Here is a 16,957-nt window from a genome sequence, read left to right on the forward strand (position 1 = left end):
CGATAGCGTAGTATGCAGCGTGCAGTAATATGACTGCCTGATGTTTGAGCTATTAAAACGTCTTTGACAGATAGCGGCTCAATAGATGCCCAAAGCACAATGAATGGCGACCAAGTTTGTGGTAGCACTGCGCCCGTTGGAGAGCGACCACTTGTTTGTTTGTAGACTGTGATGCGTTGCCGTAGCTTTGATGCTCGCATGATGGCTCCTAAGTAACGACAGGGGTGCGATATGGATAGAGTAGGGCAACCACTGGCTGGGGTAGATAATTACCATTGGTTGGGGCTGTGTTATCCACGTTGCGATTATCATCGAAGTACCCAACCAGCATAAGTGCAGCCACTTTGATATCATCATGCCCCGTTGCTGGTGTGTCTTTATCGATATAGCGATTGATAGCAGAGTCGGCGGCAGCGATATACATCGTCAGCGTCGCATCATTAGCATCATCGTCATAGCGCAGGTGATGTTTGACCTCCTCAAGTGTTACCCATGCCATCATTATCCCCTTTTGTGTCGTCGTTCGCTGCTGGTGTTTTAGTAAATGGATTGTCACTAGCGTCACGCTTAGCGATAGCAGCGAGGCTAAAGTTCTGCTGCTGAATCATGGGGCTTTCACCACCAGACACAGCGGTATAGCCGATTTTGGCACGCGCTTCATTCGGTGATAGTATCGAGCCGCCGACCGCTTTGGTTAGATATTCCATTTGACTGGACGAATCCATTCTTAACAGTCCATCAAGACAAAACTCGGTTTCAACGCCATTTTCTAAATCCAAGTGCTCATTGAGTAGGTTTTCGATACTCTCAAGATAGTGCTGTAGGCAATCGCTATAGTAGATATCGTTATAGTCGCTCACTTTACCAGCGGGCGGTGGTGCCAAGCCGACTTTAAACGCCGGCACACTAAACGCGGTACATATAATCTCACCTGACAGCTTGAGTTGCTCAACCAGCTGCGCATCTTGTGCGGCGACCGATATCGCTTGGTACGTCACACCATCACTAAGCACAGCGGTGCGGCCTGTGCCAGTGCCAGAGTAATTTTTGTTCCACTTTTTGCTCATCTCTTCTGATGTTTCTTTGGTTATTGCCCCTGGTGTGACCAAAATACCTGATGGACGCGATGCATTAGCAAAGAAAGCATGAGCATTGCGCTGAATACTGACGCCTTGTCTCGCTGATAGGGCGCAAGCCGTAATAGGAGACAAGCCGACTAATGGATGATAAAAGCAGTTAAAGCGGTCATGGATGATCTCAGATGCGGGGACAATAATGTCATCAGCTAAGTTAAACAATCTGTCGCGGCGCACTTGATAAAACACGTTGCCATTTGGGTCAACAAGTGGCTTCACGCGCTCAGAGTTTAAGATAAGCAGCTGCCATATATCACCATATATGTCACGCACCTTCCACACATAGGTATTGCCGTGTGCCGTTTTTTGTGAGGCCCAGCATTCAAAAAACTGCTGCGTGTTTTGATAGTGGTTTGGTTTGGCCAATATCTTATTGGCGCGGCTTTTGGTTTCTTGACTGACGCCTGCGACCTTTTTTTTGGTCTTTATTTTGAGCTTACCGATGTCGCGAGTGATAAGCGACATACAAGCAAATACCGCATGATGGCGCATTTGGTCGTTTTTACTGACTTCGATTTCTTCATTACGTTGCCATGCGCCGGTGAATGGCTCATGTATCGTGTGCCAAACATCACCATTGACAGCCTGGGCGGTGTTTGCTGATTTTTTGCCAGTCATCCAATCAATAAACTTGCCCATAATGTTTACTCGTTATCCGTTTTAGTTGTTGCTTTAGCCTTTGATTTTGTTTTAGGCTTTGGCTCGGTTGGCTCGGTTGGCTCGGTTGGCTCGGTTGGCTCGGTTGGCTCGGTTGGCGGTCCGTCAAATAGATTGGGGTCAAGTGGTGGTTCAGATTTGAGACCAGTGCTGTCATCTAGATTGGGGTCAAGTGGTGGTTCAGATTCGAGACCAGTGCTGTCATCAACTTCAGCAAAGCCAGTCAAAACCAAGATGTTGCCATGAAAGTCGCTGACATCGTCAGTCGTACCAGCAGGGCCATTGGGTGCGTCTTTAATGTATCTAATTTTCATAGTGACCTCGTATTTTTTAGGAGTAGATACTAATAGCGAAGGAAGGGCGCTAATAATACCTACTCATAAAAAACCTCACGTTTGATAGTGAGGTTTTCATGATTTCAAAGCGATATAGGCGCTTTTATGGAATTACATTGGTGTAGTCAATATAAGCAGCAGCAGCGGTACGGCGTTTAGACCAAGTAATATGGCGTTCCGCACGGATGGCAGTCATGTTTTTCTGCCACAAGTTAACGAGGGTCGATGCGCCCATATCGATGGTCGCTTGATCACTAAATGCCACTTCGACATCGCCGTCATCCGCTAAATACAACTCAGAGGGTTTGATTAGCGCGATAACATCGGCAGCAGTCTCGGACTCAATAACGGGCAATCCGTTTAGGGTTTTTTCACCTGATGGAGCATCCATGCCGCGATAGTATGGATTACCCAGTGCGTCACGTAGCTCGCTCATGTCACTTGCACGAGTTTCACTCATGACGTAGTAAGCCCCGTTTAGCGAGAGGTTGTTACTAATAAATGTTTTACGTAAAGCAGCGAGGTCGGCGTTATACTCAGCAACACCAACGCCGGTGTGGTCAATTTTGGTTGCGCCGTGAAGCACACCAGCTGGGCGGTCGTCTGTTGCCGCGGCAGTATCGATAAATGTATCGTCAATCACCTCTGCGCACGCTTCAATCAAATCATCGCGCATCATCTGATCGGCGCTTGGTGAGGCAAGCTTGAGTAGTTCATCAGTACGTACAATGATACCAGCAACTTTATGATGGCCAATATTAACTGACATAAATGTCGGATTTGTCGCAGGCTTTGGTTTGCCTTCGCCGACCCAACCCGCCACACTTCCGCTCGCAGCACCAGGGATTTTGGCATTAAATGGCGCAGCGCGCATCATAGGTGCCAGCTTATCAACGATGGTTTGCGCTCGTAATAGCTCGATAAACTCACCAGCAAGCTGGTTTTCGATGATTAAATCGCTTGAATTACTAGTATCGAGCACGACCGCCTTTTCTAGCGCTTGGATGACACGCGGGTCCATACCTTGCGACTTGGCAATATCGATGGGGCTGACATAGTTGCCCTGCTTTTGTTGTAGGACGGCCAAAGCTTTTGCCTTGGTTAGCTGAGCAAAGCCAATACCTTTTTTGGCGTGATTTGGCTTAACTGTCACACCTTTATCGGCTTGCGTAGGGTCTTTTGCACCTTCAGCGCTTGCATTCGCTTGCGCGGCGTTTTCACCGCCTGCGGGTGTGGCGTCTTTTTGCGCATCGGCGGCATCTTTGATGATTTCGTCGACGCGGTCGAGATTCTTTTGTAGCTTTGCGATGTCATCATCAATCGCTTGTATCTGCGATTCTTCATCTTCATTAGTACTGCGATCTTCATCGAGTGATTTTTTGAGGATGCCAGTCTTAAGTCCTTTTTTAGACTTAATCGTGGCAAGAATCTGTGCGCGGCGTTGTTCCCAGGTCATAGGGGTTCTCCAATTTTAATTAACGGTATGCTGCCCCGATTTGGGTCAACTAAGGTGATGGTTTTGGATTTTTGCGCTACTGGCTCATGGTTAGCCAATGGCGCGGTTTTAACGCTTTTAGGTGTGGTTGTATCGGCCGTAGATTTTGGCGGCGTGTCAGTAGGGTTTTGAGCGTCCAAAAAAGCTTGCTTGATATTTTTTACGCTGGTTATCTTCCCATCAGGGTTTGCAGGGATGGTAACGGCTGATAACTCATACCATTCCCACTCTTTGATGTGTAAGCCGTAGCTGTCATCAAGGTATTGGTACTCAAGCAGGCGAAAGCCAATAGACAAACCCTTGACCAGTCCAGACTTGATAGACTGCCATGCCTCATCAATGCGATTTTTAAGCGGCCCGTCGTCGTCAATTTTGACGATGGTTGCGGTGATCTCAATGCCATCAGTGGTGACAGTAGCGGCGGTGACTTCACCAATCGGCTCATTGTGCTTGTGCTGCCACAATAACGGCATGGGCAGGGCAAACTGGGCGCCTTCCATATCCATAATGTCGTTATCGCGGTCCTGTTTGGGAGTGGAGGCGATGCCAGTAATGGTACGTGTGTCGCCATCCTCGCTAATCTCTTTGACTTTTAAGGTGCTGTAGGCTTTGGTCATAGTGAATCTCGTTATAAAATTTGGGCAAAATAAAACCGCCCTTATCGGCGGTCTTGGTTGTCTTTTTTACGTCGCTTTGAGTAAGTGACGATGGCTATGTCAATCGCCAGCAAAATGGCTTTGAGTATTCGTGATTTATTTGTCATGGCATCTGCTCACTTATGTGGTTTTTCTGGCAGCGGCATCGTCGGTCTTGGCTGATAGCCTTTGCCATTGGTGCCATCATAATCAATGGGTTTAACGGGTTTTCTGAATGCGGTTAATGACGCGCAAATCGTGCCTAAAACTAAACCTGCCATGAATATAAGTGCGAAAAGAACGTTATAGCTTAGGTAGATGCACATAATCAAATCCTAGATGTAAAAAACCCACCGATAGGTGGGTTTAGTTTGCTAGTTATTTAATTTATTAGTAAGACACACGTAACTTACTAACAATGGAACTAGTTGTATTTTCGTCTTGCGAGGGGTGTTTAGGTTCGATTCCTTTTACCAGTTGATCGCCTATTGACTGAGGGAGATAGCAGTTAATTGCGAAATGCTGATAAGGGTTATCAGGCAGAGAAAAAACTGGCTGAGTCCGTTCGCCTTGTTTTACAAATTTATTTAGCACTGCTTTGAATGGCTTTTCTTCACCTCTAACAACCCAATATCCGATATTTTCTTTAAAGTCACTTTCATCATAGTCCGAGTCTATATTAATATTTACCCAGTCATTTTCTTCTATGGTTTCGCGTATATACCAAGACTTGCGAAGCGGTGCCTCTGCATGCCATATTTTAGCTCGATCCATAGCTTGCAGAGAGTACCCTGCCTGAACATTATTAACTGCTAACGATTTAGCAAATTCAAAAGCTGTTTTTTCTAATTCCTCGAACGTTACATCTATACTCATTGCATCACACTCCATGTTAAAACATCGTTTTGATTGAATTAACTTATGTTGGGGGCGTGATTTATAATTCAAGAGTTTAGATGAAAAATAGCGCTGGTCCATCTGTGTTAGGCGCTTCAGGATTAAGGCTCATCAAGGCGACCCCATTCAGCATGCCAATGACAGGATCAATCTTTGCAGTACCAGATTCAGCTTTACTAATCATCGTGCCACTACCGCGCACCACGGTACGAGAGTTGCCCACACACCACGCCATCATATCTTGGTCAGCGTGTAGTAAGTGCTTTCGCGCGATTTTGTTTTCTGAAGTTTTGATATAGCCTGCCATCTTAAAGCCTTGGCTAACCCCGATAAGCTTGTCCTCAGGTATTTCTACAGCAGTCAGCTCTTCAATCAGCGTGCCAATGCCGAGCGGGTCAAGCCCGATACTGTCAAGTTTGCCGCTGTCATGTATTTGCTTGCATAGCTGAGCGACTTGCTCAGACTCATCACCGATGTTTTTTACAATGATAAGGTCGCCGTCTTTCTCGAACCCTTTTAGCGTTGGGGCGATAGACATGCGGCGTTCTAAAGCAATTGTATGACACCAAGCGCGGGTCCATACCCACCACGGCTTAACTTGCACTTTTTGATTAGTGATGTTGTCAGTATATTCACGTAGCACAGTGGGCAGGCGGCCAATGGCAGCGAAGCCAAGTAAGTCGTCAAGACCACCGCCATCGATGCCGACAGTGATTACCTCAGAAGCCTCAATTAGCTCATCGAGCGTAAATGGCTTGGGTGCTTTAGCGGCTGCCCAAAACTCAGCGGCTGCCCAACGATTGGCACGTAGCGAGATACCGATTTGTACGTTTAAATGCTTAGCCGTAAAGTCTTGCAGCTCTTCTTTGCCCTCATCTTCTGCTTTTTTAAATTCACGTTCTAAGAACTTAACACTGACAGACGCCCCAAGATTGGGGTTAGTGATATACCAGTTTTCTGGGTTGAGATATAACTCATCGTCGATGTATTTTTGTGGGAACTCATACAGCAGGCCTAAGAACTGTGGGTCAACGACTTTGCCGTCGCGTACTGCGCGTGCATAGTCTAGTTTTTGCTTAAAGATACCAGCAGGCTGCTCATCGGGCATGGTACTTAGATATACGACAAAACCTTCAGGGCGTGATGCCAATCCTCCAGTCGCTTCACGCAACATTGATGCGGCATTAGCACGTTTACCAAATAACCAAAGTTCATCGATGAGCACATAACTGAATTTACTGCCCCCTAACGTGTCAGATTCAGCTGCATATACCTTTAGGGTAGCGTTGGTACCTAAATGCGTAATAGTACGCGTGTGCGGCGATACGTTGAACATGGCAGCCAGTTCGGGGTCAGCACTGATCATGTCACTTGCTGGGCCATAACTGGCATTGGCAACTTCTTTTGTCGGTGCGATGATCGCGAGGCTTGCACTAAAGCGCTCATTGAGCACTAGCGCGATCATCATAATGCCAGCGGCAAGCGTTGACTTGGTATTCTTTTTACTGATAAGCAAAAAGAACTCAGTAATCAGCCGCTCTTTACTCTCAGTATTATAAGCACCAAAAATAGCAGCGATAAACTCACGAGCCCATTCGCGGGTGACTTCACCAGCGGCAGGGCTGCCAATCATATCGACTAGTATTAGGCTATCGAATATCTTGAGTGCAATATCAGCCACGTCCTGATTGAGCGGCTTACAAGGCATGAGAGACTCACCGGCGACTATGCGCTTTTCCCAGTCGGGCAAGGCTGTCGACCAGGTTGTTATCATGATGAGCTCTTATTGCGTTGTCTTAGATGTGAGTAAATCCTGCTGATTGCCTAACGTCGCAAACCTACCGGTGTTAGTAGCAGTTTTAGCATCTAGCTTGCCTTGCTCTTTCTTACCAATCGGGGCAGGTTTCGGCTCTTCGTATTGAATAGCAATAGTGGCGCAGCTGATGCGGTCTTTCATCGACTTGGCAGGATTTTTATATACAGTCTGAAAGAAGTGTAGGGCATTAACCAGCTCAACGACTTCAGCGGTTTCACCTTCAGTAGTTTCACCAGTCTTTAAAAGTTTAATGGCGCGTAATTCAGTGATGCGATCTTGAACCAACTCATCATCATCAAGATTTTTGAGTTGCCGTTTTGCATTAGCTTCGTTTTTAGCTTTATAGCCAGCGGCTGCCATCGCCTCTAATTCATCAAGGCCGTCAGCGACGTTTTGGCAGTACGCTTCCTTTCTTTTAGTTAGTGACATAATGAGAACCTTTCTCAATTAAATGTAATCGGAAAAACGGAAAAATAATTTCAATTTAGGATTTTTTTTGCGCGTGGGAGGGGGCGTGGTGTCCGCTGGGTTTGCCCAGAAATAAAAACACCTCCCCCCGGGTTATTTCCAAGAAAATATCTTAAATTTCTTGGCTTTCTGCATGCGTTTTCGGCTTGTGACAAGCGGTGCATATGGTTTGGAGGTTGCTGTCATCGTCAGTACCACCACGCGCGACGTTGAGAATATGATCTAACTCAAGCTCACCGCCGACACGGCCACAAACTTGGCATGTATATTTGTCGCGCTTAAATATCTCTTCGCGTTTACGGCGCCAAGGCCGACCGCCGCGTCCATGACCCCATCTTGATTTAGGTTGATGGGTGTCATTGACTGCTTTGGTACTGATGGTTGCGAGGCGTGGGCGTAGGGTTTTGAGCGCCATGCTTTATTACCTCCAAAAAGAAAGCCCGCTGCGGGGGCAACGGGCTTAACTGGTGATGTTTGTTTACGTCTGCTTTATGATTAGGCAGGAACTTCGAATATGAGAAATATTAGGTCAAACTGTTCCATTAATCAATATGGCTTTTATTCATCGATGAGCTGTTCATCTATCTTACGCCTTACTCTGCGAGCGGTAGAGCGGATATCTTTTATTATAAATTCGATATGTTCTGAGTAATTATTACGTGACCATGTCGCTTTAGATATCCCTGCAAATGCAGCTCTCTCATTACCTGACCAAGCAAAGCCAGTGGCTTCGTTCACTGGGTATTGTAATTCCGCAAGGGCTGTAGCACTAAGTATTGCACTATGCTTATGAGGCTTGTCTTCATAATTCCATCTGATGCTATATCTAGCAGCAATGCGCTTCTGAAGGACTGGGTCAAACCCGCTATAGATGTAATGATAGCAATCAGACTCTATCTCATGAATGTTTGCATAAGCTTCAGCAGCTGCTCTTAAGTATTCTTGGCGCATGATAAATATCCCCCGTTATTTATAGCCAATATAAAAGCGTGTGCATAGTTACGTCAAGATGTGCATGGTTAGGGTTTAAACTATGCACGTCTACAGCCCTTGTTATTACTGGCTTATAAGACTGATGTTCATAGTGTGCATAGTGTGCATAGTTATTTTTACGCACGGGATTAAAAAAATATAGCTGTCATAATATCAGTATATTAAATAAATAATTATTTCCCGCGCGCGCATACTAAAAAACCCTGCACACTATGCACAGGGTTACTATAAGCTATATGGGGTAAGGGCTGTAGACGTGCATAGTTGTATTTTAAACTATGCACGTGGGGTGCACACTATGCACATGGTTGGTTATTTTGGGTCGAGTTTGTGACCGATAGCGTTCTTCATAAGCTTGATTTGCTGACCAAGCCATACTTGTTGGTTGGCAGCTTCAGCTGTTGGATAGTTGGTTGGCATATTAACAGCAATTACTGTCGCTTGGACGACTCGCATCCCGCCAGGCAGTTGATATCTTAACCGCTCCTTGTGTTCACGTCTACCAATATATGTCATTAATTTGGTTTTAGTGGTACCGCGTTCGCCCCCTTTACGACACCAATGCTGATAGTAATCATATAAATCGTCAGTAAGTGCGCTACAATAAGGTATTCCAGCCTCACCAGCCACCCAGTCATCATAAAACACTTCCCAGTTTGGTTGGCTTAAACGGATAAGCTGACGTTTGCTACTGGTCATGAGTGCTGGTGTATGTGCTGTCTGGTCTTTTAAATCAGTCATCATGAGCAAAGTGTAGAAAGCGCGTAGCATTTTGTCGTCAGTGTCAGATAATGCTGCCGCGACGTCATTTAAAATGGGTGCGGGAATCTTTTGTTGTGGATAGCAGACAACATGACGTCTATCGTTTTGTTCTAATGAAAGTGGCATCATATTGTTTGATAAGAATATCGCATTAACAAAGTTATCTTGCTGCCAACCGCTCATAAACTTTTTACTGATATAGATTGTATTGCCAGTGATGAGCTGCTTAACCATACCCATCTGTGAGTATCTATCGCTACCACTGAATATCTCTTCAAACAATGCGTAAAGCTTGTTTGATACCCAATCATTATATTGAGACTCAAGCTGACCTTGACCAAGTGTGACAGCATAATCGCCGTAGATACGTGACATGATGCGGTCAAAGAATAGCGACTTACCTGCACCTTGCACTTCGCCGTGAAAGATAAGAGCCGTATCAAGCTTGGTACCAGGTTGCTGTAATGGAATAGCTAACCATCTAAGCACCCACTCATAGACTTCTTGTTTGCCTTCGCACAAATGTAATAGCAGGTCAGTGATCGGCTTGCACATCTTAGCCGCGTCTTTGATATCTGTCTCAATAGGTTTTAACGGTAGGCCATCAAATGTATTGATAGCAATATCTTTGTCATGCTTGGGTGTTTTGGTGCGAGTAGGGTCAAACCAGATGTTATCCGCTTTGATAGTAATACGCGCCTCTGACTTAAGCCAGATCTCATACTCATTAGGGCGTGCTAGTTTGATGGTATCAACGGGCAGACGAACGCGCTCAACGTCATCCCAAACTTCTTTGGTGCCATAGATAAGGAAGTAGCGCTGGAACATCGATTGAGCTTCGACAGCCATCATTACATCAAGGTCTTTTGCAACTTCTGACTTTGCAATCTTACGATGCTTCGTTTCCCACCAACGCGCTGCTAATTTCTTATTGCCAATTTCATTAGCAAACTGCGTCTTTGTATACTCAATCTTTTGCTCTGTGTCATAGACTTTATTGGTTACTTTGCCGATATCAGTGATTTGAGCGTAACGCTTGAGCATTGCCGCCAGTCGCATTTCTTGTTCAATATCAGCCGGTACATTGCCGTTATGTTGAGTAGTAGGCGCAGTATTATTAGCCTGATCGTCATTGGCCGCTTGCGTCACGATTGATTTGTTTGCTAGCGCGTGCTTGATTTGACGTGCTACTTCATTGAGTCCAGCAGCGGCGGCGAGGTCGTTAAAGTCTGTATGTTGTTTGCCTTGCATTACGCCGCATCCTTATCTATGTCTAATATATCGAAGCTTGGGGTGACTATCTCACCATTGATACTCATCGCGGCTTGGCGTGCCTTATGGATACCAGCGTTATACTCAACAAGTGGTTTTGGCTCTTTGCCATCTGCCACGTCTTTGTCATGCATTTTAATAGCCGTTTCGCTGTCGTCATCAGCACAGATAATTATGCGGTGATCAGGGTATTGAACGCGTATCGACTGAGCAACGGGTATCAAGTTATGAGCATTAAACGCCACAATCACAGGTAAGCTATAACTCATTGCGTCAAACACAGTAGCGCCGGTTGCATAGCCCTCACAGATGAGTATCACACCACCACCAAACATGGCTGAACTGCCAATCGTAAAGTAAGCACCGCTTACCAAGCCGCCTTTTAAAAACAACTTTTCGCTATCAGGTGCAATGGTTTGGACGTTGACCAATGTTATTTGTTGTTTGTCAGCATTGTGGTAATACATGGGGATGATTAAGTTATCATTAGCGTCTTGGCTCAACCCAATTGCTGAGACGTTTTTGCGTAACAAGTAAGGGTGGTCGTCAGCTGCGGGCTTTGAGTTGTCCCAAATGCTTTGGGCACGACTGGCAGCATCAATGCGAGCCTGGCGCTTTTCAGCTTTCTCCGCTGCTTCACGCTCGGATTGCTGTGATTGCCACTGTGCACGTTGCTCATCTGTGACCGTGCTAGTCGCATCAAGCCCTATTGCGCCTGCAATCAGCTTGTTAGTCTCATAAACATCAAGACCAGTGTATTGCTGTACGAGCATGAAGCCATTACCAGCGCCGCACTGTGAGCATATCCAAGTCCCTTCACCGCGCTTATCATCACAACGAAATCTATTAGAACCGCCGCACATAGGACATGACTGATGCTGATGGGCAGGTTTAGTGAAGCTGATACCAGCAGCAGGAAAGATAGTCGAGACATAGTTGCCGACAGCTGCTGCACGTATGGCGTCAAAGTCTAAAGGGGTGCGTTTATCTGTCATTGTGTCTCTCCATATTGCGCTTGGCGTTTTCTAAAATCGTTTGAATGTGACGCTGTAGTGCTTGAGCATCTTTTTGCATACGAGCATATTCGTCAGGCTCAATGATTTTGTCAGCATAAGCATCCAGTGAGGTGCTATTGAGGTCTGCAAACTTTTGACCAAGCAAAGCAATATCAATCATTTCGTCGCACTGGTTGTCATCGTCAGGTAGCAAGAACCACGCGGCGTTGCCATGAGCGCAGCAGATAGCATCCATAATGAGTGATGATTGTGTGGCGCTTAAGACTTGTTCAATAAGTGACGGCGATAACGTGTGACTTGTACGCTTTGGGTTGACCTGCAGGGCCGCTGTATTGTAATTAAGCCCAAATGTCTCACAAATACTGCCAAGCGTACCGCGTGGTTTCATCGCAGCTTGATAGACTGCTGCTTCTAGGTCTAATGCGCACTTTTCGGCACGCTCTGCTGCTGTATATTTTTGCTTCGACATATTGCCCCCGTTATTGTCGTTCTTTTATTTCGGCTGTAGCGTTAAGCTAGTTGTTGTTGATTACTTGGATCGTTGGCTGGTTCGGGAGTGGGGAATATATCTGGACGTAACTCGTGACATGGGACGCCAGTAGCTTCGCTAATTTTTGCAACATACTTAGCAGAGGCTTTTTTATCCCTAGAAACCATCACTCCAACATTTGAAGATGTACGCCCAAGACCGATTTTTACTGATAATTCTGCTTGTCCGCCTGCGATATTGATTGCTTTTTGTAGAGCTAGCAGTGTAGGCGGGATAGATTTGGAATGAGTCATGAAATTACCTTTGTCTTTATTAGTTAGCAATATAATTACATTTGTAAGTCATATTGTCAATTACTTTTGTAAGTGGCGCATCATTTCATTTGTAATTATTATGTTTGTAAACTTTGGGAGATACTTATGGAACCTGACTTAGACACACTCGCCAAACGCGTAAGGTTTGTGCGGAAAGAGAAAAAACTTACTCAAGCACAGTTGGGCGAAATGATCGGAGCTGACCCATCGGTAATAGGTAACCTTGAGCGGCGCAACGGGAAAAGTAGTAGTTATACGGAAGCTTTAGCAAAGGCGCTTGGGGTTAATTTGTCCTGGTTAATATCAGGCTCTGGTGATAAACAGATTGAGAATGAGAATGCGCACGATATTGAGCACAATAATGACAAGACTAGTGATTATGTAATAGTAGGCGGGACGACTGATTACCCGTTAGTCAATGTGCCCTATAAAGACCTAAAGGCAAGCTGTGGTGGCGGTTACGTAAACTTAGAACATCCGGAGCAGAAAGGGGTGATTGCGTTTACCGTTGAGTTTTTGCGGGAGAATGAGCTGCCAATTGATGGTAAAGGCTTGCTACTGATGCATGCATGCGGAGATAGTATGGGCTATACGATTCCCCATGGCACCTTAATGCTGGTTAATACTAACGAAAAAGAATATGACAATTTCATTAGTAACAAAATCTATGTTTTTAATGCTGATGGAGAGTCTATATGTAAGCGCGCATTTAAAAACTTAGATGGTACGGTAACCTTGGTCAGCGACAATACTGATAAAGTTAGATATCCCGACCAAATTGTTAATAAGGATAAGTTCTATGATTTCAGCATGGAAGCTCGCGTACGATATACATTTAGTAAGCTATAAGGCTTCTTGAACATGCATTTTGTTAAATATTAATAGCTATCTACAAATAATTACATGAAGTAATTACATATAAACAATCAATTTGTAATTATAAAACTACTTATTATTGATAATAAATTACAAAAGTAATTGACAGTCTGAATTACAAATGTAATTATATACCCGTAATCAACAAAACGGGTATATCGTCATGTCACATCCAAATATTCAAGACATCTTGCAATCCTCTCGCGCTCAAGCCGAGTTTGAGCGCTTACAGATAATCCTCGCAGAACGCAATCAGCAACTCCAAGCCGCTGAGCAAAAACTCACCCAAACCGAACTGAACGTCAAACGAGCGCATAGAAATACGCGCTGGTTTATGGCGCTTTGCACCCTATTGATTGTCGCTATGACGTTAGGGGGTGTGGCATGAGCACTCAAACCAAACTAGGCAAGCTAATCAGCCGCTTTGAAATCGGTTTTGATGATGAAACCAAAGTCGTAATTGACTCTTTAAAAGATAAACTAGACGAAGTGACGCGTGCGCTGTCAGTTAAAAATGACAGTCATGGCGACCGTTTACTTGCTGCCATGCAAGCTGAAGCGGCTAATGATTCGCCTGTAACGTACTCTCCTTGGGAAAATGATCTTAAACGCGCGACCGTCAATGATATCGATTATTTAAGCGGTAGCGACTTAGATGAATGCGTCCCACATATCGATGACATATTAGACCAACCTAACTGGCTATCTGAGTCAGTACCACGAATCACCCAAGCTGATATGCAGCTTATCTTTATCAAAAATCTATCCGAAACTCTTATACAGCGCATGCATAGCATGGGCCGCTTTAGTGAGGATGACTATGCGGTTGGCGGCAATAAGTTGATGGCGTGGGATATTTTGATTTACGAACCTTTAAATAGCTACGCTGTTTTAGTAGATAACCGCCAAAACCCCAAAATAGCGGATTTATTGGTCTTTTGGGATACTGGCGCAGCCGCAGATGCTAGTTGGAATACTGATAGCGACGCGCTTGCCGGTTTGCGGACAATAACCGAAGCCGAACTGCCAGCATTCCGCGCGGCGTTGGAGGCTTGCTATGCGTAACATCGCCAATATCAAGCCGAGGGCAACCCTTGTTTCCCTTATTCAAAACGCCAAACTTAGCAACGCTGTCAGCCGTACCGCCTTACGCGATGCCGAAAACCAGTGGTGCAGGCATATTACCAAGCCCATCGAACTACGCGACCAGCACACTATGCTTGATGTCGCTGAGCAACTGCGCCTAGTAATCGTGCAAGTGTCACAGCGTCGTTGCCGTATCAATCCAATGTATTGGGCTGTATTGGTACATTTAGAAGCTGACTTACGCAATGCGTATGCTCATAACATTAACCTTGAGCCGCTACTTGACGTCGTAGCTGCCAATAGCGAACACAGTGAGGTAGCGTAATGTCTATCAATACCCAAAAACGTAAAGGGCCTTTGCTAATTAATATCAGTGGCGCACCACACATCGGTGTCACTACAGCCTGCGAACGCGTGCAGCGGTGCTTAAATGCGCAAGGCATTATCACTGACGTTATCGTACTTGAGCGCGGTATCGATGTAGTCAACTTTGATGATGACTATTTGCTTGGCAACTATAGCCACTTGGATGTCATCTTGTTTGATAAGCATCGCAATGCTGACTCTGCTGTCAAACGTCGTATGATTCAGCCGCTTTGGGACACTGAGGGCGTCGTACCCGATATCAGCGTCTTACTCAGCTGCACACCTGATAACTATAAGTGTCAAATACGCAATCGTATCGACAAGCGAAAGAAGTTTGAGCATCACGGCTACTACCTGGCAATCAATCGTGAGCATTACGGCACCCGTAATCATCATGTCGTCAACATCGATGGTAAAAACGGGCAGTTATACGCAGCCGGTACGATTAAAAGTCTGATATTACGGGAGCTAAAGCGATGAGTAAAACATTATCCCTTAACCGCCGTGCTCATTTATTTGTCAGAGATGACGCACTATTTATCAAGCTGCAAACGCCGCATAACAAAATGCCAGACAAAGCAGATATTTATATCCTTAAAAAATTCAGCATCGACCGCTTAAAAGACATACGTGACTGGGCAGATGCAATGATCCAAGCAAGTGAGAGTAGTAATGTCAAAAAAGATTAAAAGAATCGCGTTTGCAGCAAATAATTATGGCCTGAGTTGGCTAGAAGTAGACACAAGCTGCTGGGAAATTGTAGACGCATGCAGTGCTGGTCGTCACCTGGTTGGTCGGGCATGTCGCTTGGCTGACCGTGGGATGAAAATAGAATATCGCTACGGTATCGGCTATAAGCGTATCGAAGCGAATGTTGAGAAGATGGCTTGAACTTAACTATTAATTTTTAACTGCCCATAAGGGCATAACTGGAGCAAGACTATGAGTAATTTAAAACCAACAGATACCACTAAATTCCTAGGCGATTTAACTGGCGGGGCGTTTGCTGACCAAATCGGGCATGCCTTAAGTGATGTCGCGGATGCGGTGGTTGCTACGGGTAAGAAGGGCCAAGTTAAAATTACCCTGGATATCGAACAGATGGGTGATAAAGAGTCTATGCAAGTAGGTATCAAGCATAAGCTTGAATATCTAGCGCCTGAAAAGTTCGGTAGCCGTAAAGAAGACTATGCACGCAAAACACCGATGCATGTCAATAAAGGTGGTGAGATGAGCCTGTATGCAAATCATACGGCTGGTCTGTTTGACCAAACCAACCAAGAAACAGACGTCTAACCAAAGTCATCTACAACGATAAGTGAGTGCTCTAACACTCGCTTATCACCAACAAACAAACTCATCTCAATTAGGATTATACCATGTCATATTATAAAGATTACCAAACTGAATCAGCAGTTGCAGCTGCGCTTACCGAGGACAGCTCATTACTACGTCATGAGTTGGTTAATGAGCATACAGCGCTTATCAATCCAAATGCCAAAATCTTGGACTTAGAGCAGTTTGATGCTGGACGCAATCGCAAGCGGGGTATTTTTGCGACGCAAGATATCGACAGTTTTGCCGATTATATTGAGCTAAATGCGCAGCCTGAACATATCAGTGTTTTTGTTGATAAAAATCAGATGCGGGCTGTGGCAATACTGAACTTTGATGCGGATGGTTTTGAGCAGGGTCGCCTTGATCATAAAGCTGTCTTAGATGCTGAACGTACTGTTATGTTTAAAAAGCTAATGGGTATGCATGATATGGGCCGCTGCAATCAAAAAGTGTTTGCAGAATTTTTAGAAGACTGGGGCCATAAGGTGGTTGCCCGTGATGCTGATGGCAATGAAATTGAAAATGCTAAAGCCATCAATGCGGTGCGCAACATGCGTATTGATGAGAGCGCCCAAACAGACAGTCATGCGGGTAATTACCGCGAAACGCGCTCACGCTTAGAATCAGTTGAGGCAAAAAGTATTGATGGGGCATTGCCTGCGTATTTTACTGTCAACGATGAGTGCTATCAGGGTATACCTGCGCGTAATCTTGCTTTGCGATTGGGTATTAGCAACGACGATGGGCAGCCAGTATTTAAACTTGAGATTAAAGCATTGCAATCTGTGCGCGATGAGCTGGCAAAAGAGTTTGCAGATATTGTTGCAACCCGTGTGTTTGATGGGGTTAGCGTCTGTATCGGTCAATTCCAGGGTTAAACACTGAGTTAAGGTTTTAAGCCCTGCTCTTATTGTTTGGGGTAGGGTTTTTATAAGGATTTTAAAATGGCTGATGATGCTGATCGCGCAAACGACTATGTTGATTTAACACTGGCTCACTGCCTAA

25 protein-coding genes are annotated in these 16,957 nt (G+C 45.2%); 9 read left to right on the forward strand and 16 right to left on the reverse strand.

Annotated features, from left to right (window positions below):
• From V7D75_RS05780 to V7D75_RS05855, 16 genes are all read right to left on the reverse strand, one after another.
• On the reverse strand, positions 1–200 hold a 200-nt coding region (locus V7D75_RS05780; protein WP_333613789.1), incomplete at its 3' end, for a head-tail adaptor protein.
• 8 nt (positions 201–208) lie between these two features.
• A complete protein-coding gene (locus V7D75_RS05785; protein WP_333613790.1) occupies positions 209–499 on the reverse strand; it encodes a head-tail connector protein in 291 nt (96 codons plus the stop codon).
• Positions 480–1,775, reverse strand: a complete 1,296-nt coding sequence (locus V7D75_RS05790) for a phage portal protein (protein ID WP_333613791.1) — start codon at positions 1,773–1,775, stop codon at positions 480–482. The genes V7D75_RS05785 and V7D75_RS05790 overlap by 20 nt, the downstream gene beginning before the upstream one ends.
• A gap of 5 nt (positions 1,776–1,780) precedes the next feature.
• Positions 1,781–2,107, reverse strand: coding sequence for a hypothetical protein (locus tag V7D75_RS05795; protein ID WP_333613792.1), 327 nt, complete (start codon positions 2,105–2,107; stop codon positions 1,781–1,783).
• A 124-nt stretch (positions 2,108–2,231) separates the two neighbouring features.
• Positions 2,232–3,584 carry a phage major capsid protein gene (locus V7D75_RS05800; protein ID WP_333613793.1) on the reverse strand — a complete coding sequence of 451 codons (1,353 nt, stop codon included), beginning with the start codon at positions 3,582–3,584 and terminating at the stop codon, positions 2,232–2,234.
• Complete coding sequence (locus V7D75_RS05805) at positions 3,581–4,240, reverse strand: HK97 family phage prohead protease (protein ID WP_333613794.1); 660 nt, start codon at positions 4,238–4,240, stop codon at positions 3,581–3,583. Before V7D75_RS05805 ends, V7D75_RS05800 begins: the two co-directional genes overlap by 4 nt.
• 155 nt (positions 4,241–4,395) lie before the next feature.
• Positions 4,396–4,539 carry a hypothetical protein gene (locus V7D75_RS05810; RefSeq protein WP_333613795.1) on the reverse strand — a complete coding sequence of 48 codons (144 nt, stop codon included), beginning with the start codon at positions 4,537–4,539 and terminating at the stop codon, positions 4,396–4,398.
• 109 nt (positions 4,540–4,648) lie between these two features.
• Positions 4,649–5,134, reverse strand: a complete 486-nt coding sequence (locus tag V7D75_RS05815; RefSeq protein ID WP_333613796.1) for a hypothetical protein — start codon at positions 5,132–5,134, stop codon at positions 4,649–4,651.
• Positions 5,135–5,210: 76 nt separating this feature from the next.
• Complete coding sequence (locus V7D75_RS05820; protein ID WP_333613797.1) at positions 5,211–6,929, reverse strand: terminase large subunit; 1,719 nt, start codon at positions 6,927–6,929, stop codon at positions 5,211–5,213.
• Positions 6,930–6,938: 9 nt separating this feature from the next.
• On the reverse strand, positions 6,939–7,400 hold the full coding sequence (locus V7D75_RS05825; protein ID WP_305936107.1) for a hypothetical protein: 462 nt from the start codon (positions 7,398–7,400) through the stop codon (positions 6,939–6,941).
• A gap of 151 nt (positions 7,401–7,551) precedes the next feature.
• Positions 7,552–7,854: an HNH endonuclease gene (locus V7D75_RS05830; RefSeq protein WP_333613798.1), complete on the reverse strand. Its 303-nt coding sequence runs from the start codon at positions 7,852–7,854 to the stop codon at positions 7,552–7,554.
• Positions 7,855–7,997: 143 nt separating this feature from the next.
• Entirely contained in the window at positions 7,998–8,390 is a 393-nt protein-coding gene (locus V7D75_RS05835) for a hypothetical protein (protein WP_305936109.1), read from the reverse strand.
• Between the two features lie 354 nt (positions 8,391–8,744).
• On the reverse strand, positions 8,745–10,445 hold the full coding sequence (locus V7D75_RS05840) for a primase-helicase family protein (RefSeq protein WP_333613799.1): 1,701 nt from the start codon (positions 10,443–10,445) through the stop codon (positions 8,745–8,747).
• Positions 10,445–11,461: a primase-helicase zinc-binding domain-containing protein gene (locus V7D75_RS05845; RefSeq protein WP_333613800.1), complete on the reverse strand. Its 1,017-nt coding sequence runs from the start codon at positions 11,459–11,461 to the stop codon at positions 10,445–10,447. The genes V7D75_RS05840 and V7D75_RS05845 overlap by 1 nt, the downstream gene beginning before the upstream one ends.
• Positions 11,451–11,951 (reverse strand): phage regulatory CII family protein, encoded by a 501-nt coding sequence (locus V7D75_RS05850; RefSeq protein WP_333613801.1) that lies wholly within the window; start codon positions 11,949–11,951, stop codon positions 11,451–11,453. Before V7D75_RS05850 ends, V7D75_RS05845 begins: the two co-directional genes overlap by 11 nt.
• Before the next feature lie 41 nt (positions 11,952–11,992).
• A complete protein-coding gene (locus tag V7D75_RS05855) occupies positions 11,993–12,265 on the reverse strand; it encodes a transcriptional regulator (protein WP_333613802.1) in 273 nt (90 codons plus the stop codon).
• A 126-nt stretch (positions 12,266–12,391) separates the two neighbouring features.
• Here V7D75_RS05855 and V7D75_RS05860 point away from each other — a divergent pair, with 126 nt between their 5' ends.
• The 9 genes from V7D75_RS05860 to V7D75_RS05900 all read left to right on the forward strand — a co-directional run bounded on the left by V7D75_RS05860 (position 12,392) and on the right by V7D75_RS05900 (position 16,830).
• Entirely contained in the window at positions 12,392–13,135 is a 744-nt protein-coding gene (locus tag V7D75_RS05860) for an XRE family transcriptional regulator (RefSeq protein ID WP_333613803.1), read from the forward strand.
• Between the two features lie 190 nt (positions 13,136–13,325).
• Positions 13,326–13,550, forward strand: coding sequence for a hypothetical protein (locus tag V7D75_RS05865; protein WP_333613804.1), 225 nt, complete (start codon positions 13,326–13,328; stop codon positions 13,548–13,550).
• Positions 13,547–14,227, forward strand: coding sequence for a hypothetical protein (locus tag V7D75_RS05870; protein ID WP_333613805.1), 681 nt, complete (start codon positions 13,547–13,549; stop codon positions 14,225–14,227). Before V7D75_RS05865 ends, V7D75_RS05870 begins: the two co-directional genes overlap by 4 nt.
• Complete coding sequence (locus tag V7D75_RS05875; protein WP_333613806.1) at positions 14,220–14,573, forward strand: hypothetical protein; 354 nt, start codon at positions 14,220–14,222, stop codon at positions 14,571–14,573. The genes V7D75_RS05870 and V7D75_RS05875 overlap by 8 nt, the downstream gene beginning before the upstream one ends.
• Positions 14,573–15,094, forward strand: a complete 522-nt coding sequence (locus V7D75_RS05880; protein WP_333613807.1) for a hypothetical protein — start codon at positions 14,573–14,575, stop codon at positions 15,092–15,094. The genes V7D75_RS05875 and V7D75_RS05880 overlap by 1 nt, the downstream gene beginning before the upstream one ends.
• Positions 15,091–15,303 carry a hypothetical protein gene (locus V7D75_RS05885; RefSeq protein ID WP_093071442.1) on the forward strand — a complete coding sequence of 71 codons (213 nt, stop codon included), beginning with the start codon at positions 15,091–15,093 and terminating at the stop codon, positions 15,301–15,303. Before V7D75_RS05880 ends, V7D75_RS05885 begins: the two co-directional genes overlap by 4 nt.
• Positions 15,287–15,505 (forward strand): hypothetical protein, encoded by a 219-nt coding sequence (locus V7D75_RS05890; protein WP_333613808.1) that lies wholly within the window; start codon positions 15,287–15,289, stop codon positions 15,503–15,505. Before V7D75_RS05885 ends, V7D75_RS05890 begins: the two co-directional genes overlap by 17 nt.
• Before the next feature lie 51 nt (positions 15,506–15,556).
• The gene (locus V7D75_RS05895; RefSeq protein WP_305936119.1) at positions 15,557–15,910 is read left to right on the forward strand and encodes a hypothetical protein; all 354 of its coding nucleotides are present in this window, start codon (positions 15,557–15,559) and stop codon (positions 15,908–15,910) included.
• An 83-nt stretch (positions 15,911–15,993) separates the two neighbouring features.
• Entirely contained in the window at positions 15,994–16,830 is an 837-nt protein-coding gene (locus V7D75_RS05900) for a DUF2303 family protein (RefSeq protein WP_333613809.1), read from the forward strand.
• The last annotated feature ends 127 nt before the right edge of the window (positions 16,831–16,957 follow it).

The organism is Psychrobacter sp. (genome assembly GCF_036731945.1).
In the GTDB taxonomy this organism is placed as follows: domain Bacteria; phylum Pseudomonadota; class Gammaproteobacteria; order Pseudomonadales; family Moraxellaceae; genus Psychrobacter.

Excerpts from the sequence above, each read along its gene's own strand:
- V7D75_RS05785 (WP_333613790.1), bottom strand. The coding sequence starts at position 499 with ATGGCATGGGTAACACTTGAGGAGGTCAAACATCACCTGCGCTATGAC.
- V7D75_RS05790 (WP_333613791.1), bottom strand. The coding sequence starts at position 1,775 with ATGGGCAAGTTTATTGATTGGATGACTGGCAAAAAATCAGCAAACACC.
- V7D75_RS05795 (WP_333613792.1), bottom strand. The coding sequence starts at position 2,107 with ATGAAAATTAGATACATTAAAGACGCACCCAATGGCCCTGCTGGTACG.
- V7D75_RS05800 (WP_333613793.1), bottom strand. The coding sequence starts at position 3,584 with ATGACCTGGGAACAACGCCGCGCACAGATTCTTGCCACGATTAAGTCT.
- V7D75_RS05805 (WP_333613794.1), bottom strand. The coding sequence starts at position 4,240 with ATGACCAAAGCCTACAGCACCTTAAAAGTCAAAGAGATTAGCGAGGAT.
- V7D75_RS05810 (WP_333613795.1), bottom strand. The coding sequence starts at position 4,539 with ATGGCAGGTTTAGTTTTAGGCACGATTTGCGCGTCATTAACCGCATTC.
- V7D75_RS05815 (WP_333613796.1), bottom strand. The coding sequence starts at position 5,134 with ATGAGTATAGATGTAACGTTCGAGGAATTAGAAAAAACAGCTTTTGAA.
- V7D75_RS05820 (WP_333613797.1), bottom strand. The coding sequence starts at position 6,929 with ATGATAACAACCTGGTCGACAGCCTTGCCCGACTGGGAAAAGCGCATA.
- V7D75_RS05825 (WP_305936107.1), bottom strand. The coding sequence starts at position 7,400 with ATGTCACTAACTAAAAGAAAGGAAGCGTACTGCCAAAACGTCGCTGAC.
- V7D75_RS05830 (WP_333613798.1), bottom strand. The coding sequence starts at position 7,854 with ATGGCGCTCAAAACCCTACGCCCACGCCTCGCAACCATCAGTACCAAA.
- V7D75_RS05835 (WP_305936109.1), bottom strand. The coding sequence starts at position 8,390 with ATGCGCCAAGAATACTTAAGAGCAGCTGCTGAAGCTTATGCAAACATT.
- V7D75_RS05840 (WP_333613799.1), bottom strand. The coding sequence starts at position 10,445 with ATGCAAGGCAAACAACATACAGACTTTAACGACCTCGCCGCCGCTGCT.
- V7D75_RS05845 (WP_333613800.1), bottom strand. The coding sequence starts at position 11,461 with ATGACAGATAAACGCACCCCTTTAGACTTTGACGCCATACGTGCAGCA.
- V7D75_RS05850 (WP_333613801.1), bottom strand. The coding sequence starts at position 11,951 with ATGTCGAAGCAAAAATATACAGCAGCAGAGCGTGCCGAAAAGTGCGCA.
- V7D75_RS05855 (WP_333613802.1), bottom strand. The coding sequence starts at position 12,265 with ATGACTCATTCCAAATCTATCCCGCCTACACTGCTAGCTCTACAAAAA.
- V7D75_RS05860 (WP_333613803.1), top strand. The coding sequence starts at position 12,392 with ATGGAACCTGACTTAGACACACTCGCCAAACGCGTAAGGTTTGTGCGG.
- V7D75_RS05865 (WP_333613804.1), top strand. The coding sequence starts at position 13,326 with ATGTCACATCCAAATATTCAAGACATCTTGCAATCCTCTCGCGCTCAA.
- V7D75_RS05870 (WP_333613805.1), top strand. The coding sequence starts at position 13,547 with ATGAGCACTCAAACCAAACTAGGCAAGCTAATCAGCCGCTTTGAAATC.
- V7D75_RS05875 (WP_333613806.1), top strand. The coding sequence starts at position 14,220 with ATGCGTAACATCGCCAATATCAAGCCGAGGGCAACCCTTGTTTCCCTT.
- V7D75_RS05880 (WP_333613807.1), top strand. The coding sequence starts at position 14,573 with ATGTCTATCAATACCCAAAAACGTAAAGGGCCTTTGCTAATTAATATC.
- V7D75_RS05885 (WP_093071442.1), top strand. The coding sequence starts at position 15,091 with ATGAGTAAAACATTATCCCTTAACCGCCGTGCTCATTTATTTGTCAGA.
- V7D75_RS05890 (WP_333613808.1), top strand. The coding sequence starts at position 15,287 with ATGTCAAAAAAGATTAAAAGAATCGCGTTTGCAGCAAATAATTATGGC.
- V7D75_RS05895 (WP_305936119.1), top strand. The coding sequence starts at position 15,557 with ATGAGTAATTTAAAACCAACAGATACCACTAAATTCCTAGGCGATTTA.
- V7D75_RS05900 (WP_333613809.1), top strand. The coding sequence starts at position 15,994 with ATGTCATATTATAAAGATTACCAAACTGAATCAGCAGTTGCAGCTGCG.